General features: G+C 66.3%; 19 protein-coding genes. 5 read left to right on the forward strand and 14 right to left on the reverse strand.

Annotated features, from left to right (window positions below; genetic code table 11):
- Positions 1-61: 61 nt before the first annotated feature.
- Both ubiA and GQY20_RS05930 read right to left on the reverse strand, forming a co-directional pair.
- Positions 62-1,003, reverse strand: coding sequence for a 4-hydroxybenzoate octaprenyltransferase (ubiA, locus tag GQY20_RS05925; protein ID WP_157216049.1), 942 nt, complete (start codon positions 1,001-1,003; stop codon positions 62-64).
- Between the two features lie 61 nt (positions 1,004-1,064).
- A complete protein-coding gene (locus GQY20_RS05930; protein ID WP_157216050.1) occupies positions 1,065-1,739 on the reverse strand; it encodes a response regulator transcription factor in 675 nt (224 codons plus the stop codon).
- A gap of 291 nt (positions 1,740-2,030) precedes the next feature.
- Here GQY20_RS05930 and GQY20_RS05935 point away from each other — a divergent pair, with 291 nt between their 5' ends.
- Both GQY20_RS05935 and GQY20_RS05940 read left to right on the forward strand, forming a co-directional pair.
- On the forward strand, positions 2,031-2,789 hold the full coding sequence (locus GQY20_RS05935) for an HAD family hydrolase (protein ID WP_157216051.1): 759 nt from the start codon (positions 2,031-2,033) through the stop codon (positions 2,787-2,789).
- A gap of 119 nt (positions 2,790-2,908) precedes the next feature.
- Complete coding sequence (locus GQY20_RS05940; RefSeq protein WP_157216052.1) at positions 2,909-3,307, forward strand: globin domain-containing protein; 399 nt, start codon at positions 2,909-2,911, stop codon at positions 3,305-3,307.
- A gap of 586 nt (positions 3,308-3,893) precedes the next feature.
- On the opposite strand, the gene GQY20_RS05945 is transcribed toward GQY20_RS05940, so the two are convergent.
- The 8 genes from GQY20_RS05945 to GQY20_RS05980 form a co-directional block, all read right to left on the reverse strand.
- On the reverse strand, positions 3,894-4,919 hold the full coding sequence (locus GQY20_RS05945) for a zinc-dependent alcohol dehydrogenase (protein WP_157216192.1): 1,026 nt from the start codon (positions 4,917-4,919) through the stop codon (positions 3,894-3,896).
- Positions 4,920-4,945: 26 nt separating this feature from the next.
- The gene (locus tag GQY20_RS05950) at positions 4,946-5,092 is read right to left on the reverse strand and encodes a hypothetical protein (RefSeq protein ID WP_157216053.1); all 147 of its coding nucleotides are present in this window, start codon (positions 5,090-5,092) and stop codon (positions 4,946-4,948) included.
- Positions 5,093-5,275: 183 nt separating this feature from the next.
- Positions 5,276-5,683 carry a response regulator gene (locus GQY20_RS05955; protein ID WP_157216054.1) on the reverse strand — a complete coding sequence of 136 codons (408 nt, stop codon included), beginning with the start codon at positions 5,681-5,683 and terminating at the stop codon, positions 5,276-5,278.
- Between the two features lie 95 nt (positions 5,684-5,778).
- Positions 5,779-6,393, reverse strand: coding sequence for a response regulator transcription factor (locus GQY20_RS05960; protein WP_157216055.1), 615 nt, complete (start codon positions 6,391-6,393; stop codon positions 5,779-5,781).
- Positions 6,383-8,248, reverse strand: a complete 1,866-nt coding sequence (locus GQY20_RS05965; RefSeq protein ID WP_157216056.1) for a PAS domain-containing sensor histidine kinase — start codon at positions 8,246-8,248, stop codon at positions 6,383-6,385. The genes GQY20_RS05960 and GQY20_RS05965 overlap by 11 nt, the downstream gene beginning before the upstream one ends.
- Before the next feature lie 243 nt (positions 8,249-8,491).
- Complete coding sequence (locus GQY20_RS05970; protein ID WP_157216193.1) at positions 8,492-9,103, reverse strand: HAD family hydrolase; 612 nt, start codon at positions 9,101-9,103, stop codon at positions 8,492-8,494.
- Positions 9,103-9,228 (reverse strand): type B 50S ribosomal protein L36, encoded by a 126-nt coding sequence (gene ykgO / locus GQY20_RS05975; protein WP_004210176.1) that lies wholly within the window; start codon positions 9,226-9,228, stop codon positions 9,103-9,105. The genes GQY20_RS05970 and ykgO overlap by 1 nt, the downstream gene beginning before the upstream one ends.
- Positions 9,229-9,377: 149 nt before the next feature.
- A complete protein-coding gene (locus tag GQY20_RS05980) occupies positions 9,378-10,070 on the reverse strand; it encodes a Crp/Fnr family transcriptional regulator (RefSeq protein WP_332836077.1) in 693 nt (230 codons plus the stop codon).
- A gap of 194 nt (positions 10,071-10,264) precedes the next feature.
- On the opposite strand from GQY20_RS05980, the gene GQY20_RS05985 reads away from it, so the two are divergent.
- The 3 genes from GQY20_RS05985 to GQY20_RS05995 are packed head-to-tail and all read left to right on the forward strand — an operon-like array spanning position 10,265 to position 12,854.
- Positions 10,265-10,915, forward strand: a complete 651-nt coding sequence (locus GQY20_RS05985) for a hypothetical protein (protein WP_157216057.1) — start codon at positions 10,265-10,267, stop codon at positions 10,913-10,915.
- Positions 10,916-10,962: 47 nt separating this feature from the next.
- Positions 10,963-12,057 (forward strand): sensor histidine kinase, encoded by a 1,095-nt coding sequence (locus GQY20_RS05990; protein ID WP_157216058.1) that lies wholly within the window; start codon positions 10,963-10,965, stop codon positions 12,055-12,057.
- Positions 12,054-12,854 carry a LytR/AlgR family response regulator transcription factor gene (locus tag GQY20_RS05995; protein WP_157216059.1) on the forward strand — a complete coding sequence of 267 codons (801 nt, stop codon included), beginning with the start codon at positions 12,054-12,056 and terminating at the stop codon, positions 12,852-12,854. The genes GQY20_RS05990 and GQY20_RS05995 overlap by 4 nt, the downstream gene beginning before the upstream one ends.
- Before the next feature lie 56 nt (positions 12,855-12,910).
- Here the strand turns inward: GQY20_RS05995 and GQY20_RS06000 are convergent, their stop codons facing one another.
- From GQY20_RS06000 to GQY20_RS06015, 4 genes are read right to left on the reverse strand one after another with little or no spacing between them, the layout of a single operon-like run.
- Positions 12,911-13,204 carry a hypothetical protein gene (locus GQY20_RS06000; protein WP_157216060.1) on the reverse strand — a complete coding sequence of 98 codons (294 nt, stop codon included), beginning with the start codon at positions 13,202-13,204 and terminating at the stop codon, positions 12,911-12,913.
- Positions 13,201-13,524: a heavy metal-binding domain-containing protein gene (locus GQY20_RS06005; protein ID WP_157216061.1), complete on the reverse strand. Its 324-nt coding sequence runs from the start codon at positions 13,522-13,524 to the stop codon at positions 13,201-13,203. The genes GQY20_RS06000 and GQY20_RS06005 overlap by 4 nt, the downstream gene beginning before the upstream one ends.
- Entirely contained in the window at positions 13,521-14,750 is a 1,230-nt protein-coding gene (locus tag GQY20_RS06010) for an ABC transporter permease (protein WP_157216062.1), read from the reverse strand. The genes GQY20_RS06005 and GQY20_RS06010 overlap by 4 nt, the downstream gene beginning before the upstream one ends.
- Entirely contained in the window at positions 14,747-15,685 is a 939-nt protein-coding gene (locus GQY20_RS06015; RefSeq protein ID WP_157216195.1) for an ABC transporter ATP-binding protein, read from the reverse strand. Before GQY20_RS06015 ends, GQY20_RS06010 begins: the two co-directional genes overlap by 4 nt.
- Between the last annotated feature and the right edge of the window lie 20 nt (positions 15,686-15,705).

The raw sequence follows: 15,705 nt of genomic DNA on the forward strand, positions 1-15,705 counted from the left end.
TTTGCGTCCTTAACGCGCCGATGTCCGATTTGACGCTGCGACGCCCGATGCCGGGCGCTGATCAGCCGGCCATGCCGACCGACAGGCAGGCGAGAAACAGCAGTAGCCCGGCAAAGCGATTCGACCGGAACTTGGCGAGCGCATCCGATGCGTCGGCGACGTGGAGCGCCAATACCTGCCAAACGAGATGGGCCGCGATCGGCAGCAGCGCCGCCAGCGCCAGCGGATCGGGGCGCACTGACCAGATGGCGAGCGACCATCCCGCCAGCGCGGCGGCGTAGCAGGCGGCGATCCCGCTGCGCGCATGCCGGCCGAGCGCGCGTGCGGAGGATTTTACGCCGGCCAGCGCGTCGTCCTCGATATCCTGCAGGGCATAGATGGTGTCATAGCCGATCACCCAGAAGATCGATCCGGCATAGAGGCAGAGGCCGGGCCATGCGACGTCGAGCCAGGGCAGGACCGCGAAATCGGCACTCCGCGCTGCGCACCAGCCGACCGGCGCCGCCCAGGAGAAGACCAGGCCGAGCCATGCCTGCGGCCACCAGGTGATCCGCTTCATGAAGGGATAGGCGGCGACCAGCACGAGGCTGAACAACGCGACGATCGCCGCGACCAGGCTGCCGAGGTTGACGAGCACCATCAGCCCGACGAGGCAGAGCGCGACGAGCCAGCCCCAGGCAGCCTTCAGCGAGACGCGCCCGCTGGCGAGCGGGCGGCTGCGGGTGCGCTCCACCTTGCGGTCCAGGTCGCGGTCGACGATGTCGTTATAGACGCAGCCTGCGCCGCGCATCGCGACGGCGCCGAGCGCGAACCACAGGAAGAGCGGCCAGGATCGCGTCGCCGCGCCCGCCAGCGCGATTGCCCAGGCGCCGGGCCAGTAGAGCAGCCACGCGCCGATCGGCCGGTCGAAGCGGGCGAGCTGCACCAGATCGCGCAGGCCCGGCGGCAGCGACGCCACGATGCCGCGCTGTTCGCTGTCCGGAACGATGACGGGTTCGGCCATGCGCCTCACCTAGCGGCGGAATCGCTACGCTGCCATCCCTTCCGCCGCCTTCCGCCGCGTGTCACCCGCCCGCCAGCACATAGCCCGATCCGCGGACGGTGCGGATCGCATCGGTGGAGAAGCCGTCGTTGAGCTTGGAGCGCAGCCGGCACATGTGCGTCTCGACGATGTTGGTCTGCGGCTCGCTGCGCTGGTCCCATATCTCCTGCAGCAACAGCGCCCGGCCCACCGTGCGGTGAGGATTGCGCATCAGCAACTCCAATATCTGGAACTCGCGTGGCTGCAGGCCGATTGGGCGGCCGCCGCGCGCGACGGTGCGCCGCCTGAGGTCCATCTCCATCTCGCCGACGACCAGCTGCTCGGGCAGGGTGGCCCGCGCCGGGCGCCGGAAGAGGGCGTTCACCCGCGCCGCAAGTTCGGAAAAAGCGAAGGGTTTGCCGAGATAATCGTCGGCGCCGGCTTCCAGCCCGTCCACCCGATCTGCCACGGCGGCAAGCGCCGAGATCAGCATGACCGGGGTCTCGCAGCCGGCCGCGCGCGCGTTGCGCAGCACGGTCAGCCCGTCGATCCCGGGCACCATGCGATCAAGGATGGCGACGTCGAAATGCTTGGCGGTGAGCAGCGCGAGCGCCTCGTCGCCGCGATCGGTGCGGTGCACGATATGGCCGAGCTCGCGCAGCCCGGAAGCGATGAAGCCCGCCTGGCGGGCATCGTCTTCCAGCAGCAGCACATTCATGCCGTTCTGCTCCGGTACACGCCGTCGGGGCAGCCTGCGGCCATCTTTCGGATGCGTGCCCGGCCGAACCAAGTTGCGCAGATCAGCGATGAAGCCGCCATAACCCCCCGACCGCCCGCATTCTCGCGACGGGCGGCACAGAGACGGCACCGCCGATGCGGCACCACAGTCGAAAAGGGCGTCCTGCCGAAAAGAATCCTCGCCGATGCATCCGGAAGCGTCACAAAAATGTTGAACGACGACTGCGGTCCGACAGCTGTCCTGACGTCAGGACAGCGGGAGGGAGACGATATGGTCGACGATGGCAGTTATGTCCTGCATTGCGAGGAAGCGGATACGCGCTTCTTCGAAGAGACGCCGGCCCTGTGCGCTGCCCCCGCGCCAGTCTCCGTCGCCGTCTTCGATCTCGACCGGACGATAACCCGGCGAGGGACCTGGTCTCCCTTCCTCATAGCCGCTGCCCGCAAGCGCGCGCCCTGGCGCCTGCTGATGGTGCCGGCCGTGATCGGCGCAATGGGAGGCTACAAGCTGGGGCTGCTGTCACGGCAAGGGCTCAAGCAGTTCATGCATCACTGCATGATCGGCGGAACGCTGGACCGTGCCGCGGTGCAGCGCCTCTCGGACGATTTCGCCGACCGTGTCGTTGCGAAGGAGGTGCGCGCCGATGCGCTGACGCAGATCCGGCGGGAACAGGCGCGCGGCGCGCGCGTGATCGTGGCGAGCGCCGCCAACTGCTTCTATCTCCGTGCCATCGCGGCCCGGCTGGGCGTGGACGATGTGGTCGGCACCGAAAGCGACTGGACCGGCGATTGCCTGCGGCCGAAGCTGTCAGGCGAAAATTGTTACGGCAAGGCGAAGCGCGATCGGGTGCTGGCCTATCTCGCCGCGCAGGGGCTTGATCGCAGCCGCATACACATCCGCTTCTATTCCGACGATGCATCGGATCTGCCGCTGTTCGAAAGCGTGGACGAGCCGATCGCGGTCAACCCGACCAGCAAGCTGCGCGCCATCGCGCATCTGCGGGGCTGGCCAACCCTGCAATGGGCCTGACGGCCGGCGCTGTTTAGCGCCGAATGCATTGACCGGCGTCAAGGATGTCTGCGCGTGACGCTGCGACCATGGCTGCCGAGCGGCATGCCATCGCCGGCGTGCCGCCGCGGAGACCATGAATGCCAATCACGCCTTTCGATCGTGCCGGCGGCGGTGCCACGCTCGCTCGCCTCGCCGATCGCTTCTATGACCGGATCGAACAGGATGCCCGTTTCGCGCCGCTGCGTGCGCTGCACGAGAGCGACCTCGATCCCGTCCGCCGATCGCTCGCCGCCTATCTTGCTGCCTGGATGGGCGGCCCCGCCGACTGGTTCGAGCAGGCGCGCACGCCCTGCATCCTCTCCCTGCATCGCCGACTTGCGATCTCGCCGGAAACGGCCGGCCTGTGGGTCGAGGCGATGGAACATGCCCTGTCAGCCGAGGCGGCGATCGATGCCGAGCTCGGCGCCGAGATGATAGCCCGATTGCGGGCGATGGCAGGTGCGATGGTCAATCGGCCGGCGACGGTCCCCGCCTGATCCGCATTTTTCTTGTCGTTACGAGCGAGAGAAAATGTTGCCCAGCTGGGCAGAATAATCGGCGTGCTCTTCAATATTGAAGATATATTCCAATCATCGTTGATATCATTCTCGATATATTAATAGATAGCGAGCGAAATAATAATTATATGCTTGGGAATTTATTTTTGGCTACCAATGAATCTTATTGAGCGGGATACGGGATTTCCCCAATAGATACTTTTTTCCGGTAGATGCACAAAAGGCTTGCTATCTGCCTTGGCTCCTCTCCGGCAGGTGGCCTCCGCTCCTCGGGAGCCTGGCTTACCCCTTAGGCCAGGCTCCCCTTTTTTTGGGGGCTCACATCGTCGATTTGGAGCTCGTTCTTTCTGCGGCACGCTGGCGGAGGCTAGGGTCGCGCTGCACCGCCACCCGACTGCCCTTCGAAAGTCATGCCAGCCTTCGCTGGCAGGACGCCGGAAAAACGTGACCGAACCGATGTGTCGATCCGGTAGCCTGCCGGGAGGGGCATCTCACCGACGCATGAAAAAGCGAGCCGGCAAACCGACCCGCAATCCTTGCCGCCGCGTCGGGCGATCGCCTTGGCTCAGAGCGACAATACGACGCGGCCTTCCACCCGACCATCGGCCAGGAGTTGCAGCACGGCGTTCACATTCTCCAGCGGTGCGGTCGTCACCTGGGTACGGATGTGGCCCTCGGCCGCGAAGGCGAGCGCCTCGTCGAGATCGCGGCGCGTGCCGACGATCGATCCGCGCACCGTGATCCGCTTCAGCACGATGTCGAAGATCGGCAGCGGGAAGCTGCCTGCCGGCAGGCCGACGAGCGCGACGGTGCCGCGCTTGCGGACCATCCCGATAGCCTGCTGGAAAGCGGGCGGGGATGGGGCGGTGACGAGCACGCCGTGCGCGCCGCCGCCGGTCTCGCGTCGCACGCGCTCGGCCGCGTCGGCTTCGCGGGCGTCGATCGCGACGTCCGCGCCGAGCTGCCGGGCAAGTGCGAGCTTGTCCTCGGCGACGTCGATCGCGGCGACGTGCAGGCCCATCGCCTTCGCATATTGAATCGCGACGTGGCCGAGCCCGCCGATGCCCGAAATCGCCACCCATTCGCCCGGTCGGGCCTCGGTTTCCTTGAGGCCCTTATAGGTGGTCACGCCGGCGCAGAGGATCGGTGCCATGGCGACGAAATCCGGCCGTTCCGGCAGGCGGCCGACATAGGCGGCGGGCGCCAGCACATAATCGGCATAGCCGCCGTCGACCCCGTAGCCCGTATTATGCTGATGATCGCACAGCGTTTCCCAGCCGGTCTCACAATATTCGCAGCCGCCGCAGGCATCGTGCAGCCACGGCACGCCCACGGGGTCGCCTTCCTTGAGCGTCGTCACGCCGCTGCCCAGCGCCGCGACATGGCCGACCGCCTCATGGCCGGGCACCAGCGGCAATGCGGGCTTCACCGGCCAATCGCCGTTCACCGCGTGCAGATCGGTGTGGCACACGCCGCTCGCCACCACGCGGACGAGCACTTCGCCTGGCCCGGGCACGGGGATGGGGCGCTCCTCGATGGCAAGCGGAGCGCCGAAGGCACGAAGCACGGCAGCACGCATCGTCGTCATGATCGTCTCCTGTCGTAACGGCCGGGCGCTCAGCCGATCAGCGGATAGAGGAACGAGGCGATGGCGATGATGGCCAGGCCGCACAGGCCGATCGCCGCACGGTCGATCCCGCCTTGGCCGAGACGGCCGTTGGTGGCGCGGACTGGCAGGCCCGGTTGTCCGACAAAAATCGGCATGGCGGCATCTCCCTTCATCGACAATATTGCCGGTCTAGGCGTGAGGGGCGATGCCCTCCATCCGCACTAATACGGATGCTCATACGCAATCTCGAATATGCTGAGGCATCCGGACTGATTTCGCTCAGCCGCCACGCGGGCGCATATCAAGGCTCGATGGACCAGTCTCGGCAAGCCTTGGTGTCAGGCTGTCGCGGCGGCGATCGCCTGCAGCACCGTGTCCGAGATCAGATGTTCGCGGAAAGGCTTGTCGATCACGGCCTGGAAGCCCACGGCCTCCGCCTGCGCGGCAAGCTGGGGCGAGGGAAAGGCGGTGATCAGGATCGCCGGGCCCGTCCAGCCGCGATCGCGCAGGCTGCGCAGCAGAGCGAGGCCGTCGAGATCGTCGATTCGATAATCGGTAATGAAGCAGGCGGCATCCAGGGCGTTGGCGTCGGCCAGCAACGACGCGCCGGCCGCATAGGAGCGCACATCGAAGCCGCGCGCCTGTAAGAGCAATTGCAGCGAGCGCCGCACCGCGGGATCGTCCTCGACGAGCAATAGCTTCGGCCGCGTGCCACTGGCGAGGGGCGTGCCTTGTGCGTTGTTCATGGTCGGTTGATTTCAGCCGCGATGGTCAAGGCAGGGTTTCTGGCAGTGACGGCCCTGGCTGTCGCTACGTAAACATCCCGATGAATCCGGCACCATCAGGCACCCAGCCCGGCTGCGAAGGCGATGCGCAGCGCGTCCGAAAGACTGCGCACCTCCAGCTTCTGCATCAGATTGGCGCGATGCACTTCCACGGTGCGGGGCGAGATGCCGAGATCATAGGCGATCGTCTTGTTCGGCAGGCCGCGGGCGAGCCCGTCCAGCACGTCGCGCTCGCGCGGTGTAAGCGCGCCGAGGAGCACGGTCGCATCGGCAGCCCGGGCCGCCTGCTTGTCCGCTGCCTGCAGTCGATCGAATGCGGCATCGATGGCAGCGAGCAGTTGCGCCTTCTCGAACGGTTTCTCGAGGAAATCGACGGCGCCCGCCTTCATCGCGCGTACCGCGATCCCGACGTCGCCATGGCCGGTGAGGATGATGACCGGCAGGGCGACGCCGCGTTCCGCCATGGCCTGCTGCACCTCCAGCCCGTCCATCTCCGGCATGCGGATATCGAGCAGCACGCAGCCCGGCTCCGCGCTGCGCGCCTCCTTCAGAAAGGCGGTGCCCGAAGGCCAGGTCTCCACCGCAAAGCCCGACGTCTTCAGCATGAAGCTTGCCGAGCGACGGATCGCTTCTTCGTCGTCGACGATGTGGATCAGTCGCTTAGTCGTCATGGCTGCTCTCCGCCTCCGCGCGAACGAGGGTAAAATGAAATTGCGTGCCGCCGCCCGGCCGCGGCTCCGTCCAGATGCGGCCGCCATGCGCCTCGACGATCGTGCGGCAGATCGAGAGGCCAAGGCCCATGCCTTCGGATTTGCTGCTCACGAAGGCGCTGAAGAGTTGTGAGGCGAGTTCGGGCGCGACGCCGGCGCCCGTGTCGGCGACGGTTACACGCACATAGCCTGGCGCATCCGGCTGCGTCGCGACGAGCAGCTTGCGTTTCTCGCTGTTCGCCATCGCTTCCACCGCGTTGCGGATCAGGTTGATCAGCACCTGCTGGATCTGCACCCGATCGACCAGCACCGGCGATGCATAGGGATCGAGATCGAAGACCGGCTCGACGCCCTTTTCCCGAGCGCCGAGCAGGCCGAGCACCGCCGCCTCGTTGACCAGCGCCGGCAGCTTCTCGATCGTCTTTTCGACCTCGCCCCGCGCGACGAAATCGCGCAGCCGGCGCACGATATGGCCCGCCCGCAGCGCTTCTTTCGCGGTATCGTCCAGCGCTTCGCGGATCATCGGCAGATCATCGGGATCGGGCGCGCCGAGGAGGTCGCGTACGGCCTCGACATAGTTGGTGACGGCAGTGATCGGCTGGTTGAGTTCATGGGCGAGGGTGGAGGCCATGGTGCCCATCGCGCTGAGGCGGGAGACGTGGATCAGCTCCGATTGCAGCGTCTCCAGCCGCCTTTCGGTCCGCTGGCGCTCGGTGATGTCGCGGATGAAGCCGGTGAAGACGCGCTGCCCGCCGCCGGTGGCTTCGCCGATCGAAAGCTCCATGGGAAAGGTCGTGCCGTCCTTGCGCGCCGCGAACACCACCCGGCCGATGCCGATGATCCGTTTCTCGCCGGTCTCCAGATAGCGGCGAATATAACCGTCGTGGCGCTCGCGATCGGGCGAGGGCATCAGGGCGCTGACGTTGCGGCCGCGTATCTCCGCCGCCCGGTAGCCGAAAAGCCGCTCCGCTGCGGCGCTGAACGACAGGATGACTCCCTCTTCGTCGATCACGATCATCGCGTCCGGCACGGTGGACAGGATCGAGCGCAAATGACTTTCGCTCGCCCGAAGCGCATCCTCGGCGGCGCGCCGGTCGGTGATGTCGGAGACGATCTTGGCAAAGCCGCGCAGCCCGCCCTCGGAATCGCGCAACGCCGTGATCGCGATGCTGGCAAGGAATTCGGAGCCGTCCTTGCGCAGCCGCCAATCCTCTTCCTCCAGCCGGCCCTCGGCCGCGGCGCGGGCCAGATCCGCCTGCGGCTTGCCTGCCGTAACGGCGTCCGCCGGATAGAATAATGCGGCGTGGCGCCCGATCACTTCTTCCTCGCGCCAACCCTTCAGCCGTTCGGCCCCCTTGTTCCAGATGGTCACATGGCCGGTGGGATCGAGCAGATAGATGGCGTGGCCCTGAGTGCCGTCGATCAGCAGGTTCAGTTCCTCGGCGATCTGGTCGGCCGACGCGGCGCGCAGTGCGGCACCGCGATCGCTGGCTTCCATTGCGAGACGCGATCGGCGGACGCTATGGCCGACCAGCATGATGGCGCCGCAGGTGGCGAGGAAGATGCCGCCCTCGAGCAGCGCCGAGGGTGTGGCGTCGCGAATGCCGGCGAACCAGGATCCTGCCAGCAGCGCGACCAGCGTCGCGGCCAGCGCGGCTGGCGTGCCGTTCCACACCGCGGCCGCGAGGATGGCGAGGGTGAAAGGGGAGAAGGCGGCGTGCGTGCCGAGCAGCGGCGCGAGCGCCAGGCGGAGACCCGCGGTGAGCAGCACGAGCGCGACTGCCATGCCGATCGCGGCCGCCAAGGGCCGCGTCATATCCCTGTCCAAGGCTGACGCCCTCCAGCCTGCCGGCTTCGTCCCGCGCTGAGCGGGGCCGGCCGTCATTCGAGCGGTACGATAGCCATTTCCCTTATGCTGTAAAATCCCGGACTCCTCGCGCGTAAGGAGAATTGCGTAGATGCGCCGTCTCTACGCGTCCGGAGCATCGGCGGTCATAAGGGATTCTACGGATGTCGGGATGAGCGGCAGGCGTGACCTGGTTTGGGCGCGAGGCGGCGTTCAGAGCAGGCCGGCGCGTTCCAGGGTGCGGCGCAGGGTCGGCGCGTCCTGGAAATGATGGCCGACGAGGCCCGCGCGCTCGGCCGCTTCGACATTGTCCTGCCGATCGTCGATGAACAGCGCTTCGCCGGCGCCGAGACCGAAGCGGCGCATGGCAAGATCGAAGATCGCCGCGTCCGGCTTCACCATGCGCTCGGTGCCCGAAACGACGATGTCGCGGAAGCGGTCGAACATTGCCGCCTCGTTCGCGCGGAACGGCGTCCAGAATTCCTCGGAGAAATTCGTGATCGCGTATAACGGCACGCCCGCTGCATCCAGCGCCTCGACGATCTCGACCATGCCGGGCAGCGGCCCGCCGATGGTATCGGCAAATCGCGGGCCCCACAGCGCGATCAGGTCGCGATGCTCGGGATGAAGCGCGGACAGCTCGGCGCTCGTCTCCGCGAACGGCCGCCCAGCATCGTGCTGGAAATGCCATTCCTTGGTGACCACGGTCGCCAGGAAGCGGTCGAGCGAGGATCGATCCGGGATCAGGGGCGCATAGAGATAGCGCGGATCCCAGTCATACAGGACGTTGCCGACGTCGAAGACGACGGCGCGCAACGGCTGGATCAGCCCTGGCGCGCCTTGAAGCGGCGGTTCGTCTTGTTGATCACATAGGTGCGGCCGCGCCGACGGATCACGCGGTTGTCGCGATGGCGCCCCTTGAGCGACTTGAGCGAGTTGCGGATCTTCATGGCTTCGGACGCCTGCCTTGTCTGTTAATGCTGTTTCGTTGGAAGCGGTGCCCCTATGCGGGGCGTGCTCCCGAGTCAAGCCGGAAGGGAGAAATCCGCCACGATCCGTTCCGATCGACGCTTTTTGCCCGTCGCCGCTCGATAGTCGTTCAGTCGGCGCTCTCGGCGATCTGGTTTAGATAGTCGCTGTCCAGGATCCGGATCCGGCCCTGTTCCAGCGCGATCACCCCGGCGCCCGCCCAGGCGGAGAGCTGCCGGTTGATATGCTCACGGCTGATGCCGACGAAGCTGCCGAGCTCGCTCTGGCTGATCCCGTGGGTCAGCTTTTCGCCCTCCGCCTTGGTTTCGGTCAGCCGCTTGATGTAGCGCGCGAGGCGTGGTCCGGTCGCGAAGGCGCGGTCGCTCTCGATCGTCGCGTCGGTCTCGCGCAGGCGGCGCGCCATCTCGCGCATCATGCGCAGCGCCATCTTGGGGTGGCGCTCCAGAAACTGCTCGAACGCCGGGCGGCTGAGGCGGAGCATGCGGCCGTTCCACAGCGCGGTCGCCGACGCGGTGCGCGGCAGCCCGTCGAGCAGCGCGATCTCGCCCAGCACTGCGCCCGGCTCGGCATAATCGAGGATGATCTCGCGGCCGTTCGCGGCCACCATCGAGATGCGGACGATGCCTTCCAGCAGGATCACGAGCGCATCGCCATCCTCTCCCTGGCGCAGGATGGTCTCGCGCGCCCGGATAGGATGGACGCTGCCATGAGCCAGCAGGTCTTCCAGTTCCTTCATGTCGCAGGCCGCGAATACGGAGTTCGCAGGAAGCAGCGTTGCCAGTTCGGCGGCGTTCATCGCCATGTCAGTTCCCCATTTGACGAAAGTCTCCGCGCCATCCAACGCTACACGACGACGCGGAGGCCTATTCTCTATCTCCCCCTGGCGCGGCCTCCTGTGATCGCGGACACAGCTTCACCGAGAATCGCGGAGGCGACAAATGGATAATTTCGCGCCGCGCAATTGCGGGCTGCGGAACCTGCGGGCATGGTCCTGCCATGAGACGCTTCTCTTCCTGTCTTGCGGGGCTGCAATTGCTGCTGGCGGCACCGGCGCTCGCCGAGACGCCATCCGACATAGCCGGCGGCTATTTCACGTCGCAGCCGGAGGTCGCGTCCGAGCTGATGCTGAAGCCGGACGGCCGTTTCCAATGGTATCTGAGTTATGGCGCGCTGGACGAGAATGCGACGGGGAGTTGGAAGCGGCAGGGCGATACGGTGCTGCTGACCACCGAGCCTGTGGTGACGCCACCGCGCTTTTCGCTCGACGCAGCCGTGCCCGATCCCGAAAAGGCGTTGAAGATCCGCGTCGCGGGGCCCGACGGCAAGCCGATCGGGCGCGTCGACGTGGCACTGACCGCGGCTGACGGGACGGTGCAGGCGACGGCGACCGACGAGAATGGCTATGCCCTGTTCGCCAAGCCGGGAACCAGGTCGCAGTCGGTGAAGTTGGGTATCCGGGTGTTCGGCGTCGCGTCCGAGGCCTTTCCAGTGGACTTGGCAAAGGGTAATCTCATGCTGTTCCGGTTCGAGCCCAACGATCTTGGCCGCGCCGATTTCAAGGCGGAGCCGGTGCGTATCCGGGACGGCGCGCTGGTGCTCGATCGCTGGGGCATCGCGCTCACCTATCACCCCGCGGATGCCGAATAGGCCGGGGGCGCTTCATCGCGGCGATGAAATCCTCTAGACCTGCGGGCATGGCAACCGTCGGCCCTCGCGCGCAACCTTTCTTTGCGGACAAGAACCGCGCCTTCTGGATCCTTCAGTCCGCGGGGTGGAGCGGCTATTTCGTCCTGCGGACGCTGGGCGGCCTCGCGAACGCGATGGGCCTGCTCTACGTCGTGCCGACCGCGCTCACCACCGCGACGGGTTATTCGATGACGCTGCTGATGGCCGCGGCCTTCCGCAGGTTGATCCGGCAGAAGCCGGTCGTCACCTGGGGCGTCTCGATCGTGATATTGGTGCTGGCATCGGCGGGCTTCTCGACGATCGAGGTGTGGGCGCATGCCACTTTCTACCGGCCCGGCTCGATGCCGTCCGGGATCGAGTTCTTCGGTGCCATCCTGCTCGATTTCGCGCTGCTGGCTGCCTGGTCCGCGCTTTATTACGGCATAAATTTCTATCTCATGCTGGAGGAGCAGACCGACACGCTTTCGCGGCTAGAGAACCAGGCGAGCTCCGCGCAGCTCGCGATGCTGCGCTATCAGCTCAATCCGCACTTCCTGTTCAACACGCTCAATTCGATCTCGACGCTGGTGCTGCTGAAGCAGACCGATCGCGCCAATGCGATGCTCTCTCGTCTGTCGTCGTTTTTGCGCTATACTCTGGTCAACGAACCCACCGCGCAGGTGACGCTGGCACAGGAGGTGGAGACGCTGAAGCTGTATCTCGAGATCGAGAAGATGCGTTTCGAGGATCGGCTGCGGCCGCGCTTTTCGGTCGATCCGGCCGTATCGCAGGCGCGGCTGCCCTCGCTGCTGCTGCAGCCGCTGGTCGAGAATGCGATCAAATATGCCGTCACGCCCAAGGAGGAGGGCGCCGAAATCACCGTAGAGGCGCGGTTGGCCGGAGGGCGGGTGCAGATCACCGTGTCCGATACCGGCCCGGGCTTGAACGATGGGCCGGTACGGCCCAATTATTCGACTGGCGTCGGCCTCGCCAACATACGGGACCGGCTCAGCCAGGCCTATGGCGGGGACCATAGGTTCGAAATCCAGTCGGACCGCGGGGGCGGGTTCGGCGTCATGATCGAAATACCGTTTCAGACCGAACAGCCCAGGGAAGCCGCATGACAATCAGAACCATCCTCGTCGACGACGAGCCGCTCGCCATTCAGGGTCTGCAGCTCCGCCTCGAGCCTTATGAGGATGTCGAAATCATCGATACCTGTCTCAACGGCCGGGAGGCCATCCGTTCCATCAAGACACACAAGCCGGATCTCGTCTTCCTCGATATCCAGATGCCCGGCTTCGACGGCTTCTCGGTCATCCAGGGTCTGATGGAGGTCGAGCCGCCGTTGTTCGTGTTCGTGACCGCCTATCAGGATCATGCCATTCGCGCCTTCGAGGCCCAGGCGATGGACTATCTGATGAAGCCGGTCGACGAGGGCCGGCTGGCCGACACGATCGACCGCGTCCGCCAGCGCCTGTCCGAGAAGCGCGGCGTCGGCGAGGCCAATCGGCTCAAGGAAGTGCTCGCCGAAGTGGCACCGGAAGCGGCGGGCTCGCTGCCCGACGGCGACGACGCGCCGGCCGCCAACCGTTTCGAGAAGCTGATCAACATCAAGGATCGCGGTCAGATCTTTCGCGTCGACGTCGATACGATCGAGCGGATCGATGCGGCCGGCGACTATATGTGCATCTACACCGGCGACAACACGCTGATCCTGCGCGAGACGATGAAGGATCTCGAGAAGCGGCTCGATCCGCGTCGTTTCCAGCGCGTCCACCGTTCGACGATCGTCAACCTCGATCTGGTCAAGCAGGTGAAGCCGCATACCAATGGCGAATGCTTCCTGGTGCTCGATTCCGGCGCGCAGGTGAAGGTGAGCCGCAGCTATCGCGACGTGGTGGCACGCTTCGTCCACTGAGATGCGGCGCGAGCGAGCGGCTAGTTTCATGGCATCGCCGGCCTGAAGGCCGGCGGTCAGCCCTTGTCCGGTTCCTTCACCACATAGCTGCGCTCGCCCGTCACCGGGTCGTTCCACACCTCGACCGGCTGATTGGTTTCCGGATCGACGAAGCGCTCGCCCGTCGGGCGCCAGCCGGACGGCGGGCGATCTGCGAGCGGCTTGTAACGGCGGCGCTCGTAGACGAGCAGCAGCGTGACCGCCGCGAGCATGATCAGCAGGCCGTACAGCGGCGATCCCATGGCGCAGAGAATCGCGACGAAAGCGAGAAGCACCGCGGCGACGCTGATCGCGGCGACGCGCAGCATCATTCGAGCGGCTCGACCCAGACGGCGGTGCCATAAGCCACGATCTCGGTCATCACCGTGCCGATTTCGGACGAATCGAAGCGCATCATGACCACCGCATTGCCGCCCATCAGCCGCGCATTGGCGGTGAGCCGGTCGATCGCGTGGCGGCGGGCTTCCTCCAGCAGAGAGCTATATTCCTTGATCTCGCCGCCGATGATGGTGCGCAGCGAGGCGAGGATGTTGCCGGCGAGGCCTCGGCTGCGCACGACCACGCCGAAACATTGCCCCTTCACTTCGCGCACCCTGTAACCGACGATATTCTCGGTCGTGGTGACGATCATGTCCGTTCCTCTCGGGCGGATTCGCGGCGGCGGAACCAGCTCCGCCGCGCGCCCCGCGATTTCAGTACGCTCACACGGAATCGCCTCGAGGCCACCCGGATGATGACGGCCACCCAGAGCGCCTGCCAGAGGATCGCCAGCAAATGCGGCCAGAGCATGGCGGACTGCGCGGCGCGCGCCAGCATCACGAGAGGCGAGCTCCAGGGGAAGACCGTCGCGGCGAGCGCCATCGGGCTGTTCGGATTGCCGACTGCCGACGAGGCGAAGGCAAAGACGACGAGCTGGCCCATGGTGACGGGCATGGACAGCGTCTGCACCTCGCGCACCGTGGACGCCTGCGCGCCGATTCCAAGGAAGAGCGCGCCGAGCAACAGATAGCTGGCCGTGAAATAGACGACGCCCAGCAGCACGAACATAGGCCAGCCGATCGCGGGCAGGGGCAGGCTCGCACCGGGGGGCAGGATCGCCAGCGCGCCGAGCGCCGCAACGCCGCCCCACACCGCGATGCCGGTCAGCGACATGCCGAGCATGGCGATCAGCTTGCCGAGGAAGATCGCATCGATTGGCACAGCGGCAGCCAGCACCTCGATCACCTTGTTCGATTTTTCCTCGATCAGGTTTGACAGCAGCATGCCCGCCAGGATCATGGTGAGCATCAGCAGCACGAGCTGGCCGACACGGGCGGTGAGGATGCGGCCCTGCGCGGCGTCGCCGGCGGATCGGTCCACCGGCCTCGTAGCCAGTTCGACCGGCGCGGGCGCCGCCTTGCCGAGCAGGCGGTGCTGGCGCGCATCGTCGAGTATGAGCGAAACGTCGCCGCCCAGATCGTTGATCGCCCCACGCGGGCCCGCCAGCACCGGTTCGTCGAGGCCGCCGGACAATACGGCGACGGTCGCGTCATCCTCATTCTGGAGCAGGTGTCGTACCTGCGCAGCGGCGTCACGCTGCGGAGCGACGAAACGGAAGAGGGGAAGCGATCCGTCGCCGAGCCGATCGGCCAGGCGATTGCGCGCCGCGGTCAACGCGGTGCGCTCGCCGTCGGTCGCGATCACCGCGACGACGGGGCGCGCCGTCTTGTCGACATTGGCGCCGATCGATCCGAAGACGAAGCCGAAGATGATCGGGAATAGCGGCCCGATCAGGAACAGCAGGAAGGTCTTGGAAAAGACGGTGGCGGTATAGTCCCGCCGGGCGATGACCAGCGCGGCGCGAATGAGTTCATTCATGCGGCCAGCGCCCCCGGCTCGTCCATTCTCGCAGCCACGGCCTCGCCGGCGATCGCGACGAAGGCGTCGTGCAGGCCGGGCCGTTCGATCGACAGCGTCTCGATGCCGGCGCCGCCGTCGATCAGCGCCTTGAGCAGCGGCTCGATGCCGCTATCGGGCAGCTCGAAATGCCAGAGCCCGTCGCTGCCGCACGCCGCCTGCGGCGGCAGCGCGCTGCGCCAGGGCCCGCTTTCGGCGCGGGTGCCGAGCCGGACCTGCGGGCGCAGCCGGTCCCGCGCCTCCTGCACGCCGCCCTCGAAACGCACCCGCCCGTCGGCGATGATCGCGATCCGCTCGCACAGTCGCTCGGCATGGGCGATGACGTGGGTGGAAAAGAGCACGGTCACGCCTTCCGCCGCCTGTGCGCGGATCAGTGTCTCCAGCCGCCCCTGGTTGAGCGCGTCGAGGCCGGAAAAGGGCTCGTCGAGCACGATCAGGCGCGGTTTGTGAACCAACGTGCCGAGCAGCTGCACGGTCTGCGCCATGCCCTTGGAAAGGGTCCGGATGGCGCGGCCTGCGGCATCGCCGAGACCATGCGCCTCCAGCAGCTCCCCCGCGCGGCGGCGCCCCTCAGCGAGCGGCAGGCCGCGCAGCGCGCCCATGAACGCGATCGCCTCGCGCGCGGCCATGGCCGGATAGAGGCCGCGTTCCTCGGGCAGATAGCCGACCAGCCGTGCCGCCTTCAGCGGCTCCGTCTCGTCGAGCAGCGTGCGTGTGCCTGCATCGGGATCGATGATGCCGAGCAGCATGCGCAGTGTGGTCGTCTTGCCCGCGCCATTGGGGCCAAGCACGCCGTAGATGGCACCGCCCGGAACGGCGAGATCGATGCCGTCGACCGCGCGCTTGCCGGCGAAATCCTTCACCAGCCCCCGTGCCTCGATCGCAAAAGCGTGCATCACTGCGCGAACCCCATGGC

Source organism: Flavisphingomonas formosensis, from assembly GCF_009755815.1.
Classification (GTDB): domain Bacteria; phylum Pseudomonadota; class Alphaproteobacteria; order Sphingomonadales; family Sphingomonadaceae; genus Flavisphingomonas; species Flavisphingomonas formosensis.